Here is a 22,762-nt window from a genome sequence, read left to right on the forward strand (position 1 = left end):
AGAACAACAATGTTGAGATCCCTGAAGTATTCGGCCCTGGCAATTGGCTTGATGGGCGCAACACAGGCCATGGCCGGCCCGGATTTGACCGTCGTGTCGTTCGGCGGCGCGAACAAGGCGGCACAGGTCAAGGCCTTCTATGCACCGTGGGAAAGCGCGGGCAACGGCAAGATCGTCGCCGGTGAGTACAACGGTGAGATGGCCAAGGTCAAAGCCATGGTCGACACCAAGAGCGTGTCCTGGGACCTGGTGGAAGTGGAGTCGCCGGAACTGTCCCGCGGTTGCGACGAAGACATGTTCGAGCCCCTGGACCCGAAACTGTTCGGCGACAGCGCGAACTACGTGAAGGGCGCGATCCAGCCATGCGGCGTGGGCTTCTTTGTTTGGTCGACCGTGCTGGCCTACAACGCTGACAAACTGGCCTCCGCGCCAACCAGCTGGGCGGATTTCTGGGACACCAAGAAATTCCCGGGCAAGCGCGGCCTGCGCAAAGGCGCCAAGTACACCTTGGAGTTTGCATTGATGGCCGACGGCGTCGCACCCAAAGACGTCTACAAAGTGCTGGCCGGCAAAGATGGCCAGGACCGTGCGTTCAAAAAGCTCGATGAACTCAAACCGTCGATCCAATGGTGGGAAGCCGGCGCGCAACCGCCGCAGTACCTGGCCTCTGGTGACGTAGTGATGAGCTCGGCCTACAACGGTCGTATCGCCGCCGTGCAGAAAGAAAGCAACCTGAAAGTGGTGTGGAACGGCGGTATCTACGACTTCGACGCCTGGGCCATTCCAAAAGGCCTGGCCAAGGACCGCGCCGAAGCGGCGAAGAAATTCATCGCCTTCTCGGTTGCGCCGCAGCAGCAGAAGACCTACTCGGAAAACATTGCCTACGGCCCAGCCAACACCCAAGCCGTACCGCTGCTGGCCAAGGACATCCTCAAGGACATGCCGACCACCCCGGAGAACATCGCCAATCAGGTGCAGATCGATGTGAGCTTCTGGGCTGATAACGGTGAGCAGCTCGAACAGCGCTTCAACTCCTGGGCTGCGAAGTAACACCGCATAACCCTGTGGGAGGGGGCAAGCCCCTCCCACAAGGGATTTCTTGTGTGTGAAAGATTGCATTCATTTTCAAGATTCGGAGTCAGCCATGGCCATCGCCGTTCCCTCGAACGAGGTCAACAGCCCCACCCTCAAGCAGCGCCTGGCGCGTGCCGAGCGGCTCAATCGCTGGAAAGCCCAAGCGTTGATTGCGCCGCTGGTGCTGTTCCTGCTGTTGGTGTTTCTGGTGCCAATCGTCGCATTGCTCTACAAAAGCGTCGGTAACCCAGAAGTGGTAGGCGGTTTGCCGCGGACCGTGGTGGCGGTGAAAACCTGGGATGGGCGAGGTCTGCCGGGCGAACCTGTATACCAGGCGCTCAGCGAAGATTTGGGCGAAGCGCGCAAAAATCAGACCCTGGGCGATCTGTCCAAACGCTTGAACATGGAACTGGCCGGCTATCGCAGCCTGCTGACCAAAACCGCTCGGGCGCTGCCGTTTACCGAAGTGCCCGGCTCTTATAAAGAAGCGTTGGAAAACCTCGACGAGCGCTGGGGCGACCCGGCGTACTGGCAGGCGATCCGGCGCAATACCAACAGCTTTACGCCGTTCTACCTGCTGGCGGCGGTGGATCACCGCATCGACGACCTCGGCGAAGTGGCGCCGGCCACCCCGGATCAGGCGATCTATCTGGATATCTTCGCCCGTACGTTCTGGATGGGCCTGGTGATCACTGCCATTTGCTTGCTGCTGGCGTACCCGTTGGCGTACCTGCTGGCCAATCTGCCAGCGCGCAAAAGTAACTTGTTGATGATCCTGGTGCTGTTGCCTTTCTGGACCTCGATCCTGGTGCGGGTGGCGGCGTGGATCGTGCTGCTGCAATCCGGCGGGCTGATCAACAGCGCGCTGCTGAGCATGGGGCTGATCGATAAACCCCTGGAGTTGGTGTTCAACCGCACTGGGGTCTACATCTCCATGGTGCACATTCTGCTGCCGTTCATGATCCTGCCGATCTACAGCGTGATGAAGGGTATCTCGCCAACCTACATGCGCGCGGCGATTTCCCTGGGCTGCCACCCGTTCACCAGTTTCTGGCGCGTGTACTTCCCGCAGACCTACGCCGGCGTTGGCGCTGGTTGCCTGCTGGTGTTCATTCTGGCGATTGGTTACTACATCACCCCGGCGCTGCTGGGCAGCCCGAACGACCAGATGGTCAGCTACTTCGTGGCCTTCTACACCAACACCAGCATCAACTGGGGGATGGCCACGGCACTGGGCGGCTTGCTGCTGTTGGCGACCGTATTGCTGTACCTGATCTACAACCGGCTGGTCGGCGCCAGCCGCCTGCGCCTGAGCTAAGGAGACCTTGCGATGCTGAGCCCTTATATGTCACCGGTGGAGCGGGTGTGGTTTTACAGCTTGCGGATTCTCTGCGGCCTGATCCTGCTGTTTCTGATACTGCCAGTGCTGGTGATCATCCCCCTGTCGTTCAACAGCGGCAGCTTTCTGGTGTACCCGCTGCAAGGCTTCTCTCTGCACTGGTACCAAGACTTCTTCGCCTCGGCCGAATGGATGCGTGCCCTGAAAAACAGCATCATCGTCGCCCCGGCGGCCACGGTGCTGGCGATGGTCTTCGGCACCTTGGCGGCCATCGGCCTGACCCGCGGCGACTTCCCCGGTAAGGCGCTGGTGATGGCTTTGGTGATTTCGCCGATGGTCGTGCCGGTGGTGATCATCGGCGTGGCCAGCTACCTGTTCTTCGCGCCGCTGGGCCTGGGCAACAGCTTCTTCTCGCTGATCGTGGTGCATGCGGTGTTGGGTGTGCCGTTCGTGATCATCACCGTGTCGGCCACTTTGCAGGGCTTCAACCATAACCTGGTGCGGGCGGCGGCCAGCCTGGGGGCGTCGCCGTTGACCGCATTCCGTCGGGTGACGTTGCCGCTGATTGCGCCGGGGGTAATTTCGGGAGCGCTGTTCGCGTTCGCCACCTCGTTCGATGAGGTGGTGGTGACGCTGTTCCTCGCCGGCCCCGAGCAAGCGACCTTGCCGCGCCAGATGTTCAGCGGCATCCGCGAAAACCTCAGCCCCACCATTGCCGCGGCGGCGACGTTGTTGATTGCGTTCTCGGTGCTGCTATTGCTGACCCTGGAGTGGCTGCGCGGGCGCAGTGAAAAACTGCGTACTGCTCAGGTGTAAAGTCCAGTGCAGAACCTATTGGGGAAGGGGAAAGCCTCATCCCACATAGGTTCTGTGACCATTCAGCCGCTGAATGAAAGACAACCTGTTTCAGTCAGCTACTCTTGTGCCAGCCCATCCATCAAAAAGAGGCCGCGCACATGAGTTCTTCCTCATTCAAGATCGCCCACAAACTGCTGACCGGCGCCGGTGCCATCGAGCAACTGGCCGCCGAGCTGACGCGCCTGGATGTGGATAACCCACTGATTGTCACCGATGCCGCACTGGTTCAGTCCGGCACGGTGGCGCTGGCTCTGGAGCATTTGGGCGGGCGCAGCTATGAGATTTTCGACCGCGTAAAACCCGACCCGGAAATCGCCATTGTCGAAGACTGCATGCAGGCGTACCGCGACGGCGGGCACGACGGTTTGATTGGCGTGGGCGGTGGCAGCGCCATCGACATTGCCAAAAGCGTGGCTGCCTACGCCGGATATCACGGTGCGTTGGCGGATTTGTTCGGCGTCGACCAGGTGCCGCGCAAGGGCCCGCCGCTGATCGCGATTCCCACCACCGCCGGCACCGGCTCGGAGGTGACCAATGTGGCGATCCTCTCCGACAAGGCTGCCCAGTTGAAAAAAGGCATCGTCAGCGATTACCTGTTGCCGGATGTCGCACTGATCAGCCCGCAAATGACCCTGACCTGCCCGCGCAGCGTCACCGCCGCCAGTGGCGTGGACGCGCTGGTGCACGCGATCGAATCCTACTTGTCGCTCAATGCCTCGCCGATTACCGATGCGCTTGCCATTGGCGCGATCAAGCTGATCGTCAACGCGCTGCCCAAGGCCTACGCCAACCCGGTTGACCTGAAGGCTCGTGACGACATGGCCACCGCCAGCCTGATGGCCGGCATGGCCTTCGGTAATGCCGGCGTGGGCGCGGTGCATGCCTTGGCGTACCCGCTGGGCGGGCGCTACAACGTCGGTCACGGCGTGAGTAACTCGTTGCTGCTGCCCTACGTGATGCAGTGGAATAAGTTGGCATGCGTCGAACGCATGCGCGACATTGCCGAGGCCATGGGCGTGAATGTGGCCGGCTTGAGTGTCAACGCTGCCGCCGATCAGGCCGTCGAGGCGATGACGCGCCTGTGCGCCGATGTGGAGATCCCCTCCGGGCTGCGCAGTTTCGGGGTAACCGAAGATGCCATCCCCGCCATGGCTGCGGAGGCGGCAGGTATTGAGCGCTTGATGCGCAACAACCCGCGCAAGCTCAGCGCGGCTGATATCGAGAAAATCTACCGGGCCGCCTACTAGCCATTGAGCCAGGTCACGGTGCGCGGGACAAAGCATGAGGTATACAATGCGCGCCATCGTGATTTAGCTCAGAAAAGGTGCGTCATGCAGCCCTTCGTCATTGCTCCATCGATTCTCTCCGCCGACTTCGCCCGCCTGGGCGAAGAAGTGGACAAGGTACTGGCCGCCGGCGCCGACTTCGTCCACTTCGATGTTATGGACAACCACTATGTGCCCAACCTGACCATCGGCCCGATGGTCTGCGCGGCGCTGCGCAAGTACGGCATCACCGCGCCTATCGACGCGCACCTGATGGTCAGCCCGGTGGATCGCATCATCGGCGACTTCGTTGAAGCCGGCGCCACTTACATCACCTTTCACCCGGAAGCCTCGCTGCACGTCGACCGCACCTTGCAACTGATCCGCGAAGGCGGCTGCAAGGCCGGCCTGGTGTTCAACCCGGCGACGCCGCTGGACGTGCTCAAGTACGTGATGGACAAGGTCGATATGGTGTTGCTGATGAGCGTCAACCCAGGCTTCGGCGGGCAGAAGTTCATCCCCGGCACCCTCGACAAGCTGCGCGAAGCCCGTGCACTGATCGACGCCTCCGGCCGTGATATCCGCCTGGAAATCGACGGTGGGGTGAACGTCAACAACATTCGCGAAATCGCCGCTGCCGGCGCTGACACCTTTGTGGCCGGCTCGGCGATCTTCAATGCCCCGGACTATCAGGAAGTTATCGCCAAGATGCGCGCTGAACTGGCGCTGGCGCGTCCATGAGCGGCTTTGAGCAGTTGTTCCCCGGCAAATTGCCACGGCTGGTGATGTTCGATCTGGACGGTACGTTGATCGATTCGGTGCCCGACCTGGCAGCGGCGGTGGACCACATGCTGCTCAAACTGGGGCGCAAGCCGGTGGGCATCGAAGCGGTGCGCGAATGGGTTGGTAACGGCGCGCAGATGCTGGTGCGTCGGGCCCTGGCCAATCACATCGATGCCCAGGGTGTCGATGAGGTCGAGGCCGAGCGGGCACTGGAATTGTTCAACGAAGCCTATGAAGGCAGCCACGAACTTACGGTGGTCTACCCCGGCGTGCGAGACACCCTCAAATGGTTGAGCAAACAGGGCGTGGAAATGGCCCTGATCACCAACAAGCCGGAGCGCTTTGTTGCGCCATTGCTGGACCAGATGAAAATCGGTCGTTATTTCCGCTGGATCATCGGCGGCGATACCTTGCCACAGAAAAAACCCGACCCAGCGGCGCTGTTTTTCGTGATGAAAATGGCCAATATCCCAGCCTCCCAGTCATTGTTCGTTGGCGATTCGCGCAATGACGTGCTGGCGGCCAAGGCGGCCGGCGTGCAGTGTGTGGCGCTCAGTTACGGCTATAACCATGGTCGGCCGATTGCAGAAGAGTCGCCGACATTGGTGATCGATGACCTGCGACTGCTAATCCCCGGTTGCTTGGGAGCGGGCGCTGAGATAACGTTGCCCGACACCGATCCGTCCCCTTCTGGAAATTCCATCGTGGTGGTCACTCGCAAACTCTGGATGAAAGTCATCAAGGCCCTGGCCCGCTGGCGTTGGCGCGCCTGACTGATCCTGGCCGCACCTGTGCGGCACGTTTGCCTACCTGACTGTTAGACCCTCACACCACGAGGCACCTCATGATCCGTGAAGAATTCCTGCGTTTGGCCGCTGCCGGCTACAACCGCATCCCCCTGGCCTGCGAAACCCTGGCCGACTTCGATACGCCGCTGTCGATCTACCTGAAACTGGCCGACGCCCCCAACTCCTACCTGTTGGAGTCGGTGCAGGGCGGCGAGAAATGGGGCCGTTACTCGATCATCGGCCTGCCGTGCCGCACCGTGCTGCGGGTTTACGACCATCACATCAGCATTACCCACGATGGCGTCGAGATCGAAAGTCACGACGTCGAAGACCCGTTGGCCTTCGTCGAAGCGTTCAAGGCGCGCTATAACGTGCCGACCATCGCCGGCTTGCCGCGTTTCAACGGTGGCCTGGTGGGGTATTTCGGCTACGACTGCGTGCGCTATGTGGAGCAACGCCTGGGCAAGTGCCCGAACCCCGATCCTTTGGGCGTGCCGGACATTCTGCTGATGGTCTCCGACGCAGTGGTGGTGTTCGATAACCTCGCCGGCAAGATGCACGCCATTGTCCTCGCCGACCCGGCCCAGGCGGACGCGTTCGAGCAAGGCCTGGCCAGCCTCGAAGCGCTGCTGGAAAAGCTGCGCCAGCCAATCACTCCGCGTCGCGGCCTGGACCTCAGCCGGCCGCCGGCGGCCGACCCGGTGTTCCGCTCCAGTTTCACCCAGGATGACTACGAGCGTGCGGTCGACACCATCAAGGAATACATCCTCGCCGGTGACTGCATGCAGGTAGTGCCGTCGCAGCGCATGTCCATCGACTTCAAGGCGGCGCCGATTGACCTGTATCGCGCGCTGCGCTGCTTCAACCCGACGCCGTACATGTACTTCTTCAACTTCGGTGACTTCCACGTGGTGGGCAGTTCGCCGGAGGTGCTGGTGCGCGTCGAAGACAACCTGATCACCGTGCGCCCGATTGCCGGCACGCGCCCGCGCGGCGCAACCGAAGAAGCGGATCTGGCCCTGGAAGAGGACCTGCTGAGCGACGACAAGGAAATCGCCGAGCACCTGATGCTGATCGACCTGGGCCGCAACGACACCGGGCGCGTCTCGGAAATCGGTTCGGTCAAACTCACCGAGAAGATGGTGATCGAGCGCTATTCCAACGTGATGCACATCGTGTCCAACGTTACCGGCGAGTTGAAAGCCGGGCTGACCGCGATGGACGCACTGCGGGCGATTCTGCCGGCAGGTACGTTATCGGGGGCGCCGAAGATCCGTGCGATGGAAATCATCGATGAGCTGGAACCGGTCAAACGCGGCGTGTACGGCGGCGCGGTCGGCTATTTCGCCTGGAACGGCAACATGGACACCGCGATTGCGATCCGCACCGCGGTGATCAAGGACGGGGAGCTGCATGTACAGGCCGGTGGCGGAATCGTCGCCGACTCGGTGCCGGCCCTCGAATGGGAAGAAACCTTGAACAAGCGCCGCGCAATGTTCCGCGCTGTGGCGCTGGCCGAACAGACCCCCAATTCCTGAGGTTCCCCCATGTTGCTGATGATTGATAACTACGACTCCTTTACCTACAACGTGGTGCAGTACCTGGGCGAGCTGGGTGCCGAGGTCAAGGTGGTGCGCAACGACGAACTGACCGTGGCTGAAATTGCCGCGCTGAACCCCGAACGCATCGTGGTTTCGCCAGGCCCTTGCACGCCGACCGAGGCGGGTATTTCCCTCGATGCGATCAAGTATTTCGCCGGCAAGCTGCCGATCCTGGGCGTGTGCCTGGGGCACCAGTCCATCGGGCAGGCCTTTGGCGGTGATGTGGTGCGCGCGCGCCAGGTAATGCATGGCAAGACCAGCCCGGTGTTTCATAACAATGTGGGGGTTTTCCAGGGCCTGAACCTGCCGGTGACGGTCACCCGCTACCATTCGCTGGTAGTCAAACGCGAGACTTTGCCGGAGTGCCTGGAACTGACCGCCTGGACTCAGCTGGAAGACGGCTCCGTCGACGAGATCATGGGGCTGCGCCACAAAACACTGAATGTCGAAGGGGTGCAATTCCATCCCGAGTCGATCCTCACCGAGCAGGGCTACGAGCTGTTCGCTAACTTTCTCAAGCAGAGCGGCGGCACGCGCTAAGGACTTTCCATGGATATCAAGACTGCCCTGAGCCGTATCGTCGGCCATCTGGACCTGAGCACCGCTGAAATGAGCGATGTGATGCGTGAGATCATGACCGGTCAATGCACCGACGCGCAGATCGGCGCCTTTATGATGGCCATGCGCATGAAGAGCGAGAGCATCGACGAGATCGTCGGTGCCGTGTCGGTGATGCGCGAGCTGGCGGACAAGGTCGAACTCAAGACCCTCGACGGCGTGGTGGATGTGGTCGGCACCGGTGGTGACGGCGCGAATATTTTCAACGTATCGACGGCTTCGTCTTTTGTCGTGGCGGCGGCGGGTTGCACTGTGGCCAAGCACGGCAACCGTGCGGTGTCCGGCAAGAGCGGCAGCGCCGACTTGCTCGAAGCGGCCGGGATCTACCTGAACCTGACCCCAGTACAAGTGGCGCGCTGCATCGACAACGTCGGCATCGGCTTTATGTTTGCCCAGTCCCACCACGGTGCGATGAAGCACGCTGCGGGCCCACGTAAGGACCTGGGCCTGCGCACACTCTTCAACATGCTCGGCCCGCTTACGAATCCGGCCGGTGTAAAGCATCAGGTGGTTGGGGTGTTCAGCCAAGCGTTGTGCCGGCCATTGGCCGAAGTGCTGCAGCGCTTGGGCAGCAAGCATGTGCTGGTGGTGCATTCCAAGGATGGCCTGGACGAGTTCAGCCTGGCGGCGCCGACCTTTGTCGCCGAGCTCAAGAATGATCAAGTCACCGAATATTGGGTCGAGCCTGAAGACTTGGGCATGAAGAGCCAGAGCCTGCACGGCCTGGCGGTGGAAAGCCCGGCGGCATCGTTGGAACTGATTCGTGATGCTTTGGGGCGTCGTAAGACCGAAAACGGCCAAAAGGCTGCGGAGATGATTGTTCTGAATGCTGGCGCGGCACTTTACGCAGCAGACCATGCCTATAGTCTTAAGGAAGGTGTCGAATTGGCCCACGATGCACTGCACACCGGTCTGGCTCGCGAGAAGCTCGAAGAGCTGGGAGCATTCACTGCCGTATTCAAGATGGAGAATGAAGGATGAGCGTGCCGACCGTTCTGGAAAAGATCCTGGCCCGCAAGGCAGAAGAAGCCGCCGAGCGCCGCGCCCGTGTCAGCCTGGCTGAACTGGAGACCCAAGCGAAAGCTGCGGATGCGCCGCGCGGGTTCGCGAAGGCTTTGATCGATCAGGCCAAAAAGAAGCAGCCGGCGGTGATCGCTGAGATCAAAAAAGCCTCGCCGAGCAAAGGCGTGATCCGTGAGCACTTCGTGCCTGCCGAGATCGCCGTCAGCTACGAAAAGGGCGGGGCGACATGCCTGTCCGTGCTCACCGATATCGACTACTTCCAAGGCGCCGACCTGTTCCTGCAACAGGCTCGCGCCGCGTGCAAGTTGCCAGTGATCCGCAAGGATTTCATGGTCGACCCGTACCAGATCGTCGAAGCCCGTGCCTTGGGCGCCGACTGTGTGCTGTTGATCGTTTCCGCGCTGGATGACGTGAAGATGGCCGAACTGGCTGCCGTGGCCAAAAGCGTCGGCCTGGATGTGCTGGTGGAAGTGCACGATGGCGATGAGCTGGAACGCGCGTTGAAAACCCTCGACACACCGCTGGTGGGGGTCAACAACCGTAACCTGCATACCTTTGAAGTCAGCCTGGAAACCACCCTCGACCTGCTGCCGCGTATTCCGCGCGACCGTTTGGTGGTGACCGAAAGCGGCATCCTCAACCGCGCCGACGTGGAACTGATGGAAATCAGCAATGTGTACTCGTTCCTGGTCGGCGAGGCGTTCATGCGCGCTGAGAATCCAGGGGCGGAATTGCAGCGCTTGTTCTTCCCGGAGCGTGGTGTACCGGTCAGCGGTTCCACCCTCGATTGATTTGAAACGCGATCAAAGTGGGGGAGGGGGCTTGCCCCCGATGGCGGCGATTCAGTGGGAGCATCCTTGACTGACATCCCGCTATCGGGGGCAAGCCCCCTCTCACATTTGAGTTTGTGTTTGTTCAGATAGGTAGGTGCTCGTTGATCCAGCCAGTGTCGATGCGTGTTGAAGCAGGTCTTGCCGCGGAGCAAGCCTTATTGGCCGCCGTTTGCGCGGGTGAGCAGGCGTTTGGGTTGTTGTTCTGGCAGCCCAGCGATCAGGCATTGGTGATGCCACGCCGCTTGAGCAGATTGCCGGCATTCGATGTCGCCAGTCGCGTGTCTGCGGATGCCGGTTGGCCGGTGCTCTTGCGCGAAACTGGCGGCGAACCGGTGCCCCAGTCCAGCGCTACGATCAACATTGCGCTGGTCTATGCACCGCCACGCAGCGAAGGCGATCAGAATCGCATCGAGACCGGTTACCAGCGTTTGTGCCAGCCGATCTGCGATCTGTTGATCGAGCTGGGCGGCGACGCCTCCGTCGGGGAAATCGAAGGTGCCTTCTGTGACGGTCGTTACAACGTCAACCTCAATGGCCGCAAAATGGTCGGCACTGCCCAGCGCTGGCGCCAGAGCGGCGGCCGCCCGGTGGGGCTGGTGCATGGGGCGCTGTTGCTGGAAAACGATCGCGAAGAACTGATCGCGGCGGTCAATCGCTTCAACCAAACCTGTGGTCTGGAGCAGCGAGTCCGTGCCGACCGTCACATCGCATTGCATGAGGCGTTCCCTGCGCCGGATGCCATCAGTCGATTGGATACGCTGTACCGCCAGATGCTGGCCAGCTTCATGCCGGTCTAGCGAGTGCCGAACACCACCATCGTCTTGCCTTTAACGTGCACCAGGTTGCGTTCTTCCAAGTCCTTGAGTACGCGACCGACCATTTCCCTCGAACAACCGACAATGCGCCCGATTTCCTGGCGCGTGACTTTAATCTGCATGCCATCGGGGTGGGTCATGGCATCCGGCTGCTTGCACAACTCCAGCAGGCAACGGGCCACGCGCCCCGTGACGTCGAAAAACGCCAAGTCGCCGACCTTGCGCGTGGTGTCGCGCAGGCGTTGGGCAATCTGGCCGCTGAGAGCGTAAAGAATATCGGGATCGTGTTGCGCCAGTTCGCGGAATTTGGCGTAACTGATCTCGGCCACGTCGCATTCCACCTTCGCGCGCACCCAGGCGCTGCGTTCCTGTTCCTTGCCGGCTTGTTCGAACAGGCCCAGTTCGCCGAAAAAGTCCCCGGTGTTGAGGTAGGCGATGATCATTTCCCGGCCATCTTCATCCTCGATCAGGATGGTGACGGAACCCTTGACGATAAAGAACAGCGTTTCGGAACGCTCGCCGGCACAGATGATGTTGTGCTTGGCCGGATAACGTCGGCGTTGGCAGTGCATCAGCAACTTGTCTATGTTCTTGATCTTGGGTATGGGAGTAAGGGCAACCATGGTTGTATCCCGAAAAGGCGTCGCAAAGGGGTTGGCGTTGTTGTATGCAGCGTATCGGCACAGAGACAAGCTGGATAAAGTGTGGCAATGAGCCATCGATTTGACGCCAGCTTAACAGACACATTCTGACTCGATTAGGGAATTTACCGAGCAAACCCTGTTATCGATTCACTTTGTTGGGATGCACTGCCGTGAACGGGCCCTGTGCTAAGCTGGCGACCCTTTTTAAGCAGTGGAGTCTGGGCGATGAAGGCACGCATCCAATGGGCGGGCGAAGCCATGTTCCTCGGTGAGTCGGGCAGTGGCCATGTGGTGGTCATGGATGGCCCGCCGGAAGCCGGTGGCCGTAACCTGGGTGTACGCCCGATGGAAATGCTCCTGCTGGGTGTAGGTGGTTGCAGCAATTTCGATGTGGTCAGCATCCTGAAAAAATCCCGTCAGGCCGTGGAAAGCTGCGAAGCCTTCCTGGACGCCGAGCGCGCCAGCGAAGATCCGAAGGTCTTCACCAAGATCCATATGCACTTCGTGGTGAAAGGCCGGGGGTTGAAAGAGGCTCAGGTCAAACGTGCCATCGAATTGTCGGCCGAAAAATACTGCTCGGCGTCGATCATGTTGGGCGCGGCCGGCGTGGCCATTACCCATGATTACGAGATCGTCGAGTTGGGTTGATAACCCGTCGACCAAAGAAACGGGCGCTTTGAAAGCGCCCTTTTTTGCGTCTGCCGTTTGGGTCAGATGCGGTACGTGCTTTTGGTCATGACCTTGGCCAGCAGGCTCATGCCGAAGCGTACCGGTGCCGGGAAGCGGAAGCCGCCGGCGTCCAGTGCGCTTTCGGCGTGGTGTTCTTCGTCGACGCGCATCTGTTCAAGAATGGCGCGGGACTTGTCGTCTTCACTTGGCAGTTGTTCCAGATGCTCGTCCAGATGCTTGCACACCTGATGTTCCGTGGCCGCGACGAAACCCAGGCTGACCTTGTCGCTGACCAGGCCCGCCACGGCGCCGATGCCAAACGATAAGCCGTAGAACAGCGGGTTCAGCACGCTAGGGTGGCTGCCCAATTGACGGATGCGCTGTTCGCACCACGCCAGGTGGTCGATTTCTTCCTCTGCCGCATGTTCCATGGCCGCGCGCACTTGCGGCAGCTTGGCGGTCAGGGCCTGGCCCTGATACAGCGCCTGGGCACACACTTCGCCGGTATGGTTGATGCGCATCAAACCGGCGACGTGACGGGTGTCGGCCTCGTTCATCTGCACATCGGGCTGCAGCAGGGCGGGAGATGGGCGGTAAGGTTGGCCGCTGAAGGGCAGCAGCGTGCGCATGGCCGTATCGGCTTGCAGCAACAGACGGTCAATCGGCGAGTAGTGACGTTGGGTAGTCATGCTGACCTCCGGGAAGAATCTCGGCGGCCAGTTTACCGCAAGAGAGAGGGGCGCGTTTGCGCTGCGTCAAGGGCATGGGGTCGCAGCCTTGAGACTTGACCCCGGCTTATAGGGCGATCAGCCCGGCGGCCAGTTCATCTGGCGCTGACCCAGGACGTGCATATGGATGTGATAAACGGTTTGTCCGCCCAGCTCATTGCAATTCATGACCACGCGGAAACCTTCTTCGCAACCCTGCTCCAGGGCCAGGCGCTGGGCAGTGAACAGGATATGGCCGGCCAGACCTTTATCGGCCTCGGTGAGGTCGTTCAACGTACGGATAGGCTTTTTCGGAATCACTAGAAAATGCACCGGTGCCTGCGGGGCGATGTCGTGGAAAGCGAGGACTTGATCATCTTCGTAGATGATCTTCGCGGGTATTTCTCTGTTGATGATCTTGGTGAACAGAGTATCCACAGCGGTTTCTCCATGATGAAAGGGCAGGTTGAGTGTACTCAGGCGCTCAGCGGGGGCAATAGGCCTTATTGATTGCGCCGGCGATCTTGCGGGCCAGCCAGCGCGGGCTGAAACGAGGGCTGAATGCCAGCCAGCGGTTGCGTCGCCCGGGAATAATGATGGCTTTGTTCTTTTCCAGCGCGCGTACGGTGTAGAGCGCCACTTCCTCCGGGCTCATCAACTGGTCACTGCGTTCGAGCTTGGCGGCGTCCATGTTTGCCGTGCCGAAAAACGCGGTGCGCGTCGGCCCTGGGCACAGCACCGAGACCCTGATGCCGCAGCTTTTCAGCTCTTCGCGCAGGCCCTCGGAAAAATGCAGCACATACGCCTTGCTGGCGTAATAACTGCTCATCCACGGGCCCGGCTGAAAAGCCGCAATCGAGGCGACGTTGAGAATCTGCCCGCCGCCCTGCAACGCCATGGCATTCCCCAGGGCGTGACACATGCGGGTCAGGGCGAGGATGTTGACTTCGATCAGATCCTGCTCGGTCATCCAGTCCTGAGCCAGAAACGGCCCGCTGGTACCGATGCCGGCGCAGTTCACCAACAGATCGATCTGCCGCTCGCCTTCTTCAAGCTCCAGCAGAAACCCGGATAAACGTAGCGGCTCGCCCAGGTCACAGGCGCGAAACAGCACCTCTACGCCAAAGCGTTGAGTCAATTCGATTGCAATGCTTTCCAACTGATCACGCTGGCGGGCCACCAGAATCAAGCTGCGACCGCGACGGGCCAATGCTTCGGCCAAAGCCAGGCCAATGCCACTGGAGGCACCGGTGATCAGAGCGTAACGGGTCATGCGTTTCTCCATCGCAACGTCCCGTGCCGATGATGGGGGCATCATCGACACGGGGCGTTTCTTTACTGATCTGGAGAGTCTACAGGGTCGGCCGCTTCGTCAGCACTTTGCGTGTCTTCTTCCTCGACGGTACCGCTCTGGTCGGCGTCCTCGTCGTATGTCATGGAGCTGCTTTCGTAGCTGCTGTCCACGTTGCTTTCGAGTTGATCGAGATAGCCGTTCATCCCAAGGCCGACCACGATGATCAACATCAAAGGGATAAATGCCAGCCACAGCGAAGCCAGGACTTTGACCGCGGTGGAGTTGCGCGGCGGAGGCGCGCCGTACTGGTTGGCGCCTGTGTTACCCGGCAATACCAGCAGTAATAGCGGGAAAACGCTGTTGACCAGCGGAACGAGGTTTAGCAAATACAACCAGCCGGACCAGCCCAGGTCGTGCAAGCGCTGCACGCCGATCTGCACGCTCACGACGACTAGCGCCACGAACAGTGCGAAACCCAGCAGCGAGCCGAGGATGATGGCGATAGTCGGCGAGGCAGTCGCCACGGCAAAACCCACGGTGCTCAGGATGCCGGCTGCCACAAGCATTGCGACGGTCAGTACCAGCGTCCATGCCAGGTACCGCAGGCGACCGATGCGCCCATTGATGGTGAACACTTTGAGGGTGGCATATTCCGGCAGGTTGTCACCCACGGCAGCCCGTGGCGGCGCGTACAGTGATGCGGCGGGGCTGGAGAAATCGGTGGAGCCGGAATCCGTTTCGTGAGTTTCGGCGAGACTGAAGGCCACCGGCTGCTCGGCTTCGATGCGTGCATCGACCCCGGCGTTTTTCAGCGCGGTCAGGTAGGTTTCGGCGTCCGGCCGGGACAGGTCGCGTTTGAGCGCGACGGTGCGGCCGGTGAAGAGTTTTTCGATGGCCTCGACGTCACTTTTGAACAGTTCGGCCAGGTTCAGCTTGGCCGTGGTGCTTTCGACACCCGGGAGCAAGGCTCCATCAAACACAATCTTGAAACGGTTGTCGCTCATGCGGGCATCCTTGTCATTCAAACATTAGGGGAGTGCAGGCCCGTGCCAATGCGCGGGCCTTGCAGGGTTGTTCAGCGTGGCCAGTGTAACTGTGTCGCCTGTGTTTGCGCCTCGCGGTATTCGGCATTCAGGCGGGCAACGAGTTCATCGACGCTGGGTAAATCATCAATCTCACCGACACCTTGGCCGGCGGACCAAACAGTCTTCCAGGCCTTGGCTTCGTCGTTCAACGGTTTGAGCTTGGAGCCAAAGTTGACTTCACCTTTGCCTTGCAACGCATTTAAGTCGAAACCGGCGTTTTCCAGGCTCTGGCGCATAAAGCTTGCAGGCACGCCGGAGACAGCGGGAGTGTGCACGATGTCAGCGGCGCGCGATGTGAGCAGCATCTCTTTATACGCATCCGGAGCGTGGCTTTCTGTGGTGCCGATAAAACGGGTGCCCAGATAGGCCAGGTCTGCGCCCATGATTTGAGCAGCGAGAACCTCATGCCCGTGGTTGAGGCAGCCTGCCAGCAGTACGGTTTTATCGAAGAATTGACGGATCTCGGCGATCAGCGCGAACGGGCTCCAGGTCCCGGCATGACCACCGGCGCCGGCGGCCACGGCGATCAAGCCATCCACGCCGGCTTCGGCAGCTTTTTCGGCGTGCCGCCGGGTAGTGACGTCATGAAACACCAGGCCGCCGTAGCTGTGCACCGCGTCCACCACCTCTTTGACCGCGCCAAGGCTAGTGATGACGATCGGCACTTTGTGCTCGACGCAGATCGCCAAGTCGGCCTCAAGGCGTGGGTTGCTGCCATGCACGATCAGGTTGACGGCATAGGGCGCGGGGCTATCCAACTGCGCCAGACCCGCTTCGATTTCTTCCAGCCAGGCTTTGAAACCGCTGCTTTCACGCTGGTTGAGCGCCGGAAAGCTGCCGACGATCCCGTTGCGGCAACACGCCAGGACCAGCTGTGGGTTGGAAATCAGAAACATCGGCGCAGCCACCACGGGTAGGCGCAGACGTTGTTGGAGCAGAGCGGGCAGCGACATTGGATGTACCCCGATTGATTGACGTTAGAACGGTTTGACCACCACCAAAATTACGACAGCCAGCAATATCAGAACTGGAACTTCATTGAACCAGCGATAAAAGACATGGCTGCGGGTGTTTTCGCCACGGGCAAAACGTTTTACCTGAGCGCCGCACATATGGTGGTAACCGATCAGCAGCACGACCAGGGTCAGCTTGGCGTGAATCCAGCCGCCCGTGCTGAAGATGCCGGGGTTCAGCGCGATCAGCCAGATACCGAAGACAAGGCTGGCAAGCATCGCCGGATTCATGATGCCGCGGTACAGCTTGCGCTCCATGATGCTGAAGCGTTCCTTGCTGATGGTGTCCTCGCTTTGAGCGTGGTAGACGAACAGGCGTGGCAGGTAGAACAGCGCTGCAAACCAGCAGACGATGCTGACGATGTGGAAGGCTTTGACCCATAGATAGAGCATTTTTAGTTATTCCCAGGTTCACGGTAGCGAGGATAGTAGTGGCAGATGCGTCCATACGTCACGTTGGCGGTTGTCGCAGATCGATGCGGCCCCTATTATCGACGGCTTTCCAGTGGGTTCGTTGAGGGCAGGTTTATGGTCAAGGTCGGTATCGTCGGCGGCACGGGTTACACCGGTGTCGAATTGCTGCGTCTGTTGGCTCAGCATCCGCAAGCTGAGGTGGTGGTCATCACCTCCCGATCCGAGGCCGGCCTGGCTGTGGCGGATATGTACCCGAACCTGCGCGGCCATTACGACGGCCTGGCGTTCAGCGTCCCGGACACCCAAACCTTGGGCGCCTGCGATGTGGTTTTCTTCGCCACACCCCATGGCGTCGCCCATGCACTGGCTGGCGAGTTGCTGGCTGCGGGAACCAAGGTCATCGATCTGTCGGCGGACTTCCGCCTGCAGGACGCCGACGAATGGGCCAAGTGGTACGGTCAGCCTCACGGCGCACCGCAGTTGTTGGAAGAGGCGGTATACGGTCTGCCGGAGGTCAATCGTGAGCAGATCAAGCATGCGCGCCTGATCGCCGTGCCGGGTTGCTATCCAACCGCGACTCAATTGGGGTTCCTGCCGTTGCTCGAAGCCGGCCTGGCGGATACGTCGCGTCTGATCGCTGATTGCAAATCAGGTGTCAGTGGCGCGGGGCGCGGCGCCGCGGTGGGTTCTTTGTACTCCGAAACGTCGGAAAGCATGAAGGCCTACGCGGTAAAAGGGCATCGTCACTTGCCGGAAATCCGTCAGGGTCTGCGTCGCGCCGCCGGTAAGGAGGTTGGGCTGACCTTCGTGCCGCACTTGACCCCCATGATCCGTGGTATCCACTCCACGCTCTACGCGACCGTGACCGATCGTTCAGTAGACCTGCAGGCACTGTTTGAAAAACGCTATGCCAACGAGCCGTTCGTCGACGTAATGCCAGCCGGCAGCCATCCGGAAACCCGCAGCGTACGTGGTGCCAATGTGTGCCGGATCGCCGTGCATCGCCCGCAGGACGGTGACTTGGTCGTGGTGTTGTCGGTGATTGATAACTTGGTCAAAGGCGCGTCAGGCCAGGCAGTACAGAACATGAACATCCTGTTTGGCCTAGATGAGAAGCTGGGCTTGTCCCATGCGGGCATGTTGCCGTAAGGGCGTCTGTTACTTTGCAAAAGGCCCGTTGATCGGGCCTTTTGTGTTTTTAAGCCCTGCCGAGCAGATTGATATACCGTAACAATAGTTGACCGCTTTTCTAGGAGAAGCGGATAATGCCCGCCATTACGCATATGGCGGCGCGACGCCGGGAGATTATCAGCATGAGCGTTGAATCCTTCACCCCCACGGCTTTGCAATTCACCCACGGTGCTGCGCACAAGGTGAAGAGCCTGGTCGATGAAGAGGGTAATGATCGCTTGAAGCTGCGCGTATTCGTTACGGGCGGCGGTTGTTCAGGGTTTCAATACGGTTTTACCTTCGATGAAGAAGTGGCCGATGACGACACCATCGTTGAGCGCGAGGGTGTAAGCCTGGTCGTCGATCCGATGAGCTTCCAGTACCTGGCTGGCGCTGAGGTGGACTATCAGGAAGGTCTGGAAGGCTCGCGTTTTGTGATCAAAAACCCTAATGCCACCACCACCTGTGGTTGCGGGTCTTCGTTCTCGATCTAATCGATAGCGCATACAAAAACGCCGCTTGGCTTTGATCGGCCAAGCGGCGTTTTGCTGTCTGGGGTTCAGGCGGGATAGATCGCGCCGAGTATTCTCAGCCCGCGCGCGCCGGTGACGCTTGGGCGGTTAGCGGGGATACCTTCCAGGCAGCAGTGTGCCAGCCACGCAAATGCCATGGCCTCTACCCAGTCCGGGTCAACGCCGTATGGAGCGGTCGTACTGACGTGAGTGGAGGGCAGTAGATCGGCCAGGCGGTTCATCAGCGTGGTGTTATGGGCGCCACCACCACACACCAGCAGGGTTTCAGTGTGGCTTTGTGCTGCTCGCAGGGACTCGACGATGGTCAGCGACGTCAGTTCCAGCAAGGTTGCCTGGACATCTTGGGGAGCGAACGTAGGTAGGCGGGCAAGGTGCCGTTGCAGCCAATCCAGGTTGAACACTTCACGGCCGGTGCTTTTCGGGCCCTTGGTCAAGAAGAATGGATCGCTGAGCAGTGTGCTGAGCAACTGCTGCTCAACGTTACCGCTGGCGGCCCACTGACCATCACGGTCAAAGTGCTCGCCCCGTTGCCAATGGATCCACGCATCCAGCAGTACGTTGCCTGGTCCGCAGTCGAAGCCCGCGACGGGCTTGTCGGTCTCGATCAGGCTGAGGTTGCTGAACCCGCCCACATTCAAAACCGCGCGGCTGCCAGTGCGCTCGCCAAATAGTGCCTCATGAAAGGCCGGTACCAGCGGCGCGCCTTGGCCGCCCGCAGCCACATCGCGGCTACGGAAATCGCTGACGACGGTGATTCCGGTCAATTCAGTGAGCAGTGCGGGGTTGCCGATCTGGACCGTAAAGCCTCGGGAAGGCTCGTGGCGAATTGTCTGGCCGTGGCTGCCGATCGCGCGAATGTCCGTCGGTTTGAGCGCCTGCTGTTCCAGCAAGGCATGAATGCCTTGGGCTGCGAGCGATACCCAGTGTTGTTGGGCGATGGCTGAGCGGGCAATTTCATCCGGCCCGCTGGCGCACAGGCTCAGGAGGTCGGCGCGCAGCGTATCTGGCATCGGGATGTAGTGAGTGGCGATCAACTTGATCGCCGAATCTTGTTCGATCAGCGCAATGTCCAGGCCATCCAGGCTGGTTCCGGACATCACTCCAATATAGCGCGGCATCGCTTAGCGCTTCGCCGATGCCAGCAAGGTAGAGCGCTCCTGATCCATGCGCGCCATCAGCGGTTGGCTCTGTTGCATGAAGCGTGCGCGCTCGGCCTTGGCGATGGGGTCGGCCATCGGCAGCTTCTGGCCCAGTGGGTCGACGTGTACGCCGTTGACCTGGAACTCATAATGCAAGTGCGGGCCGGTGGATAGGCCGGTGGTGCCGATATAGCCGATGACCTGGCCTTGCTTCACGGTGCCGCCAGTCGTCACGCCTTTGGCGAACCCTTGCATGTGGCCGTACAGCGTGCGGTAAGTGTTGCCGTGTTGGATGATCACGGTGTTGCCATAACCGCCTCGACGGCCGGCCAGCAAGACCTTGCCATCGCCGGCAGCCTTGATCGGCGTGCCGCGCGGGGCAGCATAGTCGACACCTTTGTGAGCGCGGATCTTGTTCAGGATCGGATGTTTACGACCCATGGAGAAACGCGAGCTGATGCGCGCGAAGTCTACCGGGGTACGGATGAAGGCCTTGCGCATGCTGTTGCCATCAGCGGTGTAGTAGCTGGTGTTGCCTTGTTTGTTGGTATAGCGCACAGCGGTGTAGGTTTTGCCGCGATTGGTGAAGCGCGCGGAAAGAATGTTGCCGGTGCCGACCACTTTGCCGTTAGCGACTTTTTGCTCGTAGATCACGTCGAATTCATCACCCTGGCGGATGTCCTGGGCGAAGTCGATGTCGTAGCCAAAAACGTTGGCCATATCCATGGTCATGCTGTGTGACAAGCCGGCTCGGGCGGCGGATTGCGAGAGTGAGCTATTGATCACGCCGTGAACATAGGCGGAGCGCATCACTGGCTTGGTGGTGATGCGATTGAAGGCAAAACCTTTAGCGCCCTTGGTCAGCGTAATACTTTCCAGGTCGCTGAGATTGGTGTGCAGATTGCTCAGTTGGCCATCGGGGGTCAGTTCGAACTCAAGTTTCTGGCCACGTTTGAGCTGAGTGAATTGCTTGGCTTGCTTATCGCTGGCAAGCACTTCGGTTACGGATGTGGCCGGGAGGCCAACCTTTTCGAACAAGGTAGACAGCGTGTCACCTTTAGACACGATCACTTCGCGGTGTTGCGGGTTTTTCGCAGGGGTTGCAGCCGGCGCGGGCTGGCTCTGAGCGGCTTGTTGGGTGTCCTCGGGAGAGCTTTCTATCTGAGCGAAGGGTGATTCGACGGGAGCATTTGTGGCTTGTTGAACGTCAGAAGCGTCTTGATCTTGTGTCAGTTGTTCAGCCGGAGTCTCCAAGTCAAGGCTCAGAGACGTCCGTTTGGCTTCCACGTCACTGGAAGGGAATACCAGGAGTGCCAGGCTGAGAAGAGCGGCGATACCACTTGCGGCGAGCAGGTGGGTCTTCGGGTAAAGCGGCGGCGCTTTAGACGGTTCAGTGGTCATAGGTAATTTTGACTTTGAAAAGATGAAATGGAAAAGATGAATGACATGATGAAGATGAAATAACTGTATAAAATATAACCAAATCATCTGTGGCGCAAGCTCGCGAACGCTGGGCTTGCTGAACGGTGTCCGTTCGCAGGGCAAAACTTGTAATTAGTCCCTGATCTTGTATGGTTGGTTCCCTTTTGAATCTGAGCCTTGCGGGTCTGTTATGAAGTCGGTTGAAGAGCAGCTAGCGCTGATAAAACGTGGTGCGGAAGAACTGTTGGTCGAAGCTGAGCTGATTGAAAAGCTCAAGCGCGGCCAGCCCCTGCGTATCAAGGCCGGCTTTGATCCGACGGCGCCGGATCTGCACCTAGGGCACACCGTGCTTATTAATAAGCTACGTCAGTTCCAGGAGCTGGGGCACCACGTGATCTTCCTTATAGGTGATTTCACCGGGATGATCGGTGATCCCAGTGGCAAGAGCGCTACGCGCCCTCCGTTGACGCGCGAGCAGGTTCTCGACAATGCCGAGACCTACAAAACCCAAGTGTTCAAGATTCTCGACCCAGCCAAGACCGAAGTGGCGTTCAACTCCACTTGGATGGATCAGATGGGGCCGGCAGACTTTATCCGTCTGACCTCCCAGTACACCGTGGCACGCATGCTGGAGCGCGATGATTTCGACAAGCGCTACTCCACCAATCAGCCGATCGCGATCCACGAGTTCCTCTATCCGCTGGTTCAGGGTTACGACTCGGTAGCGTTGCGCGCGGACGTTGAGCTGGGTGGTACGGATCAGAAGTTCAATCTCCTGATGGGGCGCGAGCTGCAGCGCGCTTATGGACAGGAGGCTCAGTGCATTCTGACCATGCCTCTATTGGAGGGGTTGGATGGTGTTAAGAAGATGTCCAAGTCCTTGGGCAATTACGTGGGCATCCAGGAAGCGCCGGGCGTGATGTACGGAAAGCTTGTGTCGATTCCTGATGAGTTGATGTGGCGCTACTTCGAACTGTTGAGCTTCCGCTCGATGGATGAGATCAATGCACTGCGTGCTGAGGTTGAAGCAGGGGTCAATCCTCGTGACGTGAAAATCAAGCTGGCCGAAGAGATCGTTGCGCGCTTTCATGGTGAGGAGGCTGCTGCCAGCGCTCATCGTGCTGCGGGCAATCGTATGAAGGATGGCGAGTTGCCTGACGACCTGCCGGAGGTCGAGCTGACTGCGACTGAGGCCATGCCAATCGCAGCTGTCCTTAATAAGGCAGGGTTGGTGAAGAACTCGGCGGTTGCGCGTGATCTTTTGGGATCGGGTGGCGTGCGAGTTGATGGTGAGGTTGTGGATCGCTCCTTTATATATCAGCTGGGCGCGACCCATGTTTGCCAGGCTGGCAAGAAGGCATTTGCACGTATTACGCTCAAATCGGAATAATCCTGAAATTAAGTGTTGACGGCGAATTATATCTGTCTATAATTCGCCCCACTTCCGGCGCAGTCGAAACGGAAAACTCCTTGGTAAACAAAGAGTTACGCAAGATTCGACAGCGGATCGCTTCAGTTCATCGAAGCCCAGAAGGAGTTGGTAGAGCGGTGTTGTTTGGCTCTATTAACGTTTCGATCTTCTCGGTCGAAAGCGGAGAAAAAGAGGTGTTGACAGCAGCGTGTAACGCTGTAGAATTCGCCTCCCGCTAACGAGAGATCGGAAGCGCAAGTGGTT

24 protein-coding genes are annotated in these 22,762 nt (G+C 59.6%); 15 read left to right on the forward strand and 9 right to left on the reverse strand.

Annotated elements, in window-relative coordinates:
- The first annotated feature begins 9 nt into the window (after positions 1-9).
- The 11 genes from FIV35_RS25775 to FIV35_RS25825 all read left to right on the forward strand — a co-directional run bounded on the left by FIV35_RS25775 (position 10) and on the right by FIV35_RS25825 (position 10,979).
- The gene (locus FIV35_RS25775; protein WP_034139536.1) at positions 10-1,050 is read left to right on the forward strand and encodes an ABC transporter substrate-binding protein; all 1,041 of its coding nucleotides are present in this window, start codon (positions 10-12) and stop codon (positions 1,048-1,050) included.
- Between the two features lie 94 nt (positions 1,051-1,144).
- The gene (locus FIV35_RS25780) at positions 1,145-2,392 is read left to right on the forward strand and encodes an ABC transporter permease (RefSeq protein WP_034101053.1); all 1,248 of its coding nucleotides are present in this window, start codon (positions 1,145-1,147) and stop codon (positions 2,390-2,392) included.
- Positions 2,393-2,404: 12 nt separating this feature from the next.
- Positions 2,405-3,229 carry an ABC transporter permease gene (locus FIV35_RS25785; protein ID WP_034115270.1) on the forward strand — a complete coding sequence of 275 codons (825 nt, stop codon included), beginning with the start codon at positions 2,405-2,407 and terminating at the stop codon, positions 3,227-3,229.
- A gap of 140 nt (positions 3,230-3,369) precedes the next feature.
- Positions 3,370-4,518, forward strand: coding sequence for an iron-containing alcohol dehydrogenase (locus FIV35_RS25790; RefSeq protein ID WP_034139535.1), 1,149 nt, complete (start codon positions 3,370-3,372; stop codon positions 4,516-4,518).
- An 84-nt stretch (positions 4,519-4,602) separates the two neighbouring features.
- A complete protein-coding gene (gene rpe, locus FIV35_RS25795; RefSeq protein WP_034101050.1) occupies positions 4,603-5,277 on the forward strand; it encodes a ribulose-phosphate 3-epimerase in 675 nt (224 codons plus the stop codon).
- Positions 5,274-6,092, forward strand: a complete 819-nt coding sequence (locus tag FIV35_RS25800) for a phosphoglycolate phosphatase (protein WP_034139534.1) — start codon at positions 5,274-5,276, stop codon at positions 6,090-6,092. The genes rpe and FIV35_RS25800 overlap by 4 nt, the downstream gene beginning before the upstream one ends.
- Positions 6,093-6,163: 71 nt before the next feature.
- Positions 6,164-7,645, forward strand: a complete 1,482-nt coding sequence (gene trpE / locus FIV35_RS25805) for an anthranilate synthase component I (RefSeq protein WP_034139533.1) — start codon at positions 6,164-6,166, stop codon at positions 7,643-7,645.
- A gap of 9 nt (positions 7,646-7,654) precedes the next feature.
- Positions 7,655-8,248 carry an aminodeoxychorismate/anthranilate synthase component II gene (locus FIV35_RS25810; RefSeq protein ID WP_034139532.1) on the forward strand — a complete coding sequence of 198 codons (594 nt, stop codon included), beginning with the start codon at positions 7,655-7,657 and terminating at the stop codon, positions 8,246-8,248.
- A 9-nt stretch (positions 8,249-8,257) separates the two neighbouring features.
- Positions 8,258-9,307, forward strand: a complete 1,050-nt coding sequence (gene trpD, locus FIV35_RS25815; RefSeq protein ID WP_034101045.1) for an anthranilate phosphoribosyltransferase — start codon at positions 8,258-8,260, stop codon at positions 9,305-9,307.
- Positions 9,304-10,140, forward strand: a complete 837-nt coding sequence (trpC, locus tag FIV35_RS25820) for an indole-3-glycerol phosphate synthase TrpC (RefSeq protein WP_034139531.1) — start codon at positions 9,304-9,306, stop codon at positions 10,138-10,140. The genes trpD and trpC overlap by 4 nt, the downstream gene beginning before the upstream one ends.
- A gap of 143 nt (positions 10,141-10,283) precedes the next feature.
- Positions 10,284-10,979: a lipoate--protein ligase family protein gene (locus FIV35_RS25825; protein WP_034139530.1), complete on the forward strand. Its 696-nt coding sequence runs from the start codon at positions 10,284-10,286 to the stop codon at positions 10,977-10,979.
- On the opposite strand, the gene crp is transcribed toward FIV35_RS25825, so the two are convergent.
- Entirely contained in the window at positions 10,976-11,620 is a 645-nt protein-coding gene (gene crp / locus FIV35_RS25830; RefSeq protein WP_034101041.1) for a cAMP-activated global transcriptional regulator CRP, read from the reverse strand. The genes FIV35_RS25825 and crp overlap by 4 nt on opposite strands.
- 246 nt (positions 11,621-11,866) lie before the next feature.
- Here crp and FIV35_RS25835 point away from each other — a divergent pair, with 246 nt between their 5' ends.
- Complete coding sequence (locus tag FIV35_RS25835; protein ID WP_034101039.1) at positions 11,867-12,289, forward strand: OsmC family protein; 423 nt, start codon at positions 11,867-11,869, stop codon at positions 12,287-12,289.
- A gap of 62 nt (positions 12,290-12,351) precedes the next feature.
- Here the strand turns inward: FIV35_RS25835 and coq7 are convergent, their stop codons facing one another.
- From coq7 to hemJ, 6 genes are all read right to left on the reverse strand, one after another.
- Positions 12,352-12,999, reverse strand: a complete 648-nt coding sequence (coq7, locus tag FIV35_RS25840) for a 2-polyprenyl-3-methyl-6-methoxy-1,4-benzoquinone monooxygenase (RefSeq protein ID WP_083377941.1) — start codon at positions 12,997-12,999, stop codon at positions 12,352-12,354.
- A gap of 117 nt (positions 13,000-13,116) precedes the next feature.
- Entirely contained in the window at positions 13,117-13,455 is a 339-nt protein-coding gene (locus FIV35_RS25845; RefSeq protein ID WP_034139528.1) for a histidine triad nucleotide-binding protein, read from the reverse strand.
- Between the two features lie 46 nt (positions 13,456-13,501).
- On the reverse strand, positions 13,502-14,290 hold the full coding sequence (locus FIV35_RS25850; RefSeq protein WP_034139527.1) for an SDR family NAD(P)-dependent oxidoreductase: 789 nt from the start codon (positions 14,288-14,290) through the stop codon (positions 13,502-13,504).
- A 62-nt stretch (positions 14,291-14,352) separates the two neighbouring features.
- Positions 14,353-15,315 (reverse strand): DUF805 domain-containing protein, encoded by a 963-nt coding sequence (locus tag FIV35_RS25855; protein ID WP_034139526.1) that lies wholly within the window; start codon positions 15,313-15,315, stop codon positions 14,353-14,355.
- 71 nt (positions 15,316-15,386) lie between these two features.
- Positions 15,387-16,349, reverse strand: coding sequence for an NAD(P)H-dependent flavin oxidoreductase (locus FIV35_RS25860; protein ID WP_034139525.1), 963 nt, complete (start codon positions 16,347-16,349; stop codon positions 15,387-15,389).
- 24 nt (positions 16,350-16,373) lie between these two features.
- Positions 16,374-16,802, reverse strand: a complete 429-nt coding sequence (gene hemJ / locus FIV35_RS25865) for a protoporphyrinogen oxidase HemJ (protein ID WP_034101032.1) — start codon at positions 16,800-16,802, stop codon at positions 16,374-16,376.
- Between the two features lie 135 nt (positions 16,803-16,937).
- Here hemJ and argC point away from each other — a divergent pair, with 135 nt between their 5' ends.
- Together argC and erpA are read left to right on the forward strand one after the other, a co-directional pair.
- Positions 16,938-17,972: an N-acetyl-gamma-glutamyl-phosphate reductase gene (gene argC / locus FIV35_RS25870; RefSeq protein WP_034139524.1), complete on the forward strand. Its 1,035-nt coding sequence runs from the start codon at positions 16,938-16,940 to the stop codon at positions 17,970-17,972.
- Positions 17,973-18,136: 164 nt separating this feature from the next.
- Positions 18,137-18,487 (forward strand): iron-sulfur cluster insertion protein ErpA, encoded by a 351-nt coding sequence (gene erpA / locus FIV35_RS25875; RefSeq protein WP_007906865.1) that lies wholly within the window; start codon positions 18,137-18,139, stop codon positions 18,485-18,487.
- Between the two features lie 65 nt (positions 18,488-18,552).
- On the opposite strand, the gene FIV35_RS25880 is transcribed toward erpA, so the two are convergent.
- Both FIV35_RS25880 and FIV35_RS25885 read right to left on the reverse strand, forming a co-directional pair.
- A complete protein-coding gene (locus FIV35_RS25880) occupies positions 18,553-19,644 on the reverse strand; it encodes an anhydro-N-acetylmuramic acid kinase (RefSeq protein ID WP_034139523.1) in 1,092 nt (363 codons plus the stop codon).
- A gap of 3 nt (positions 19,645-19,647) precedes the next feature.
- A complete protein-coding gene (locus FIV35_RS25885; RefSeq protein WP_034139522.1) occupies positions 19,648-21,066 on the reverse strand; it encodes a peptidoglycan DD-metalloendopeptidase family protein in 1,419 nt (472 codons plus the stop codon).
- 211 nt (positions 21,067-21,277) lie between these two features.
- Between FIV35_RS25885 and tyrS the strand changes: the two genes are divergently transcribed.
- Positions 21,278-22,477, forward strand: a complete 1,200-nt coding sequence (gene tyrS, locus FIV35_RS25895; RefSeq protein ID WP_034139521.1) for a tyrosine--tRNA ligase — start codon at positions 21,278-21,280, stop codon at positions 22,475-22,477.
- Positions 22,478-22,762 lie beyond the last annotated feature (285 nt).

The sequence above is a fragment of the Pseudomonas rhodesiae genome (genome assembly GCF_007858255.1).
In the GTDB taxonomy this organism is placed as follows: domain Bacteria; phylum Pseudomonadota; class Gammaproteobacteria; order Pseudomonadales; family Pseudomonadaceae; genus Aquipseudomonas; species Aquipseudomonas rhodesiae.

What these genes read in the sequence shown, in the direction of transcription:
- trpD (WP_034101045.1), top strand. Translation starts at nt 8,258, where the DNA reads ATGGATATCAAGACTGCCCTGAGCCGTATCGTCGGCCATCTGGACCTG.
- FIV35_RS25885 (WP_034139522.1), bottom strand. Translation starts at nt 21,066, where the DNA reads ATGACCACTGAACCGTCTAAAGCGCCGCCGCTTTACCCGAAGACCCAC.
- FIV35_RS25780 (WP_034101053.1), top strand. Translation starts at nt 1,145, where the DNA reads ATGGCCATCGCCGTTCCCTCGAACGAGGTCAACAGCCCCACCCTCAAG.
- FIV35_RS25775 (WP_034139536.1), top strand. Translation starts at nt 10, where the DNA reads ATGTTGAGATCCCTGAAGTATTCGGCCCTGGCAATTGGCTTGATGGGC.
- coq7 (WP_083377941.1), bottom strand. Translation starts at nt 12,999, where the DNA reads ATGACTACCCAACGTCACTACTCGCCGATTGACCGTCTGTTGCTGCAA.
- FIV35_RS25810 (WP_034139532.1), top strand. Translation starts at nt 7,655, where the DNA reads ATGTTGCTGATGATTGATAACTACGACTCCTTTACCTACAACGTGGTG.
- crp (WP_034101041.1), bottom strand. Translation starts at nt 11,620, where the DNA reads ATGGTTGCCCTTACTCCCATACCCAAGATCAAGAACATAGACAAGTTG.
- FIV35_RS25850 (WP_034139527.1), bottom strand. Translation starts at nt 14,290, where the DNA reads ATGACCCGTTACGCTCTGATCACCGGTGCCTCCAGTGGCATTGGCCTG.
- FIV35_RS25790 (WP_034139535.1), top strand. Translation starts at nt 3,370, where the DNA reads ATGAGTTCTTCCTCATTCAAGATCGCCCACAAACTGCTGACCGGCGCC.
- rpe (WP_034101050.1), top strand. Translation starts at nt 4,603, where the DNA reads ATGCAGCCCTTCGTCATTGCTCCATCGATTCTCTCCGCCGACTTCGCC.
- FIV35_RS25785 (WP_034115270.1), top strand. Translation starts at nt 2,405, where the DNA reads ATGCTGAGCCCTTATATGTCACCGGTGGAGCGGGTGTGGTTTTACAGC.
- FIV35_RS25855 (WP_034139526.1), bottom strand. Translation starts at nt 15,315, where the DNA reads ATGAGCGACAACCGTTTCAAGATTGTGTTTGATGGAGCCTTGCTCCCG.
- tyrS (WP_034139521.1), top strand. Translation starts at nt 21,278, where the DNA reads ATGAAGTCGGTTGAAGAGCAGCTAGCGCTGATAAAACGTGGTGCGGAA.
- FIV35_RS25835 (WP_034101039.1), top strand. Translation starts at nt 11,867, where the DNA reads ATGAAGGCACGCATCCAATGGGCGGGCGAAGCCATGTTCCTCGGTGAG.
- trpC (WP_034139531.1), top strand. Translation starts at nt 9,304, where the DNA reads ATGAGCGTGCCGACCGTTCTGGAAAAGATCCTGGCCCGCAAGGCAGAA.
- FIV35_RS25860 (WP_034139525.1), bottom strand. Translation starts at nt 16,349, where the DNA reads ATGTCGCTGCCCGCTCTGCTCCAACAACGTCTGCGCCTACCCGTGGTG.
- hemJ (WP_034101032.1), bottom strand. Translation starts at nt 16,802, where the DNA reads ATGCTCTATCTATGGGTCAAAGCCTTCCACATCGTCAGCATCGTCTGC.
- erpA (WP_007906865.1), top strand. Translation starts at nt 18,137, where the DNA reads ATGAGCGTTGAATCCTTCACCCCCACGGCTTTGCAATTCACCCACGGT.
- trpE (WP_034139533.1), top strand. Translation starts at nt 6,164, where the DNA reads ATGATCCGTGAAGAATTCCTGCGTTTGGCCGCTGCCGGCTACAACCGC.
- FIV35_RS25800 (WP_034139534.1), top strand. Translation starts at nt 5,274, where the DNA reads ATGAGCGGCTTTGAGCAGTTGTTCCCCGGCAAATTGCCACGGCTGGTG.
- FIV35_RS25880 (WP_034139523.1), bottom strand. Translation starts at nt 19,644, where the DNA reads ATGCCGCGCTATATTGGAGTGATGTCCGGAACCAGCCTGGATGGCCTG.
- argC (WP_034139524.1), top strand. Translation starts at nt 16,938, where the DNA reads ATGGTCAAGGTCGGTATCGTCGGCGGCACGGGTTACACCGGTGTCGAA.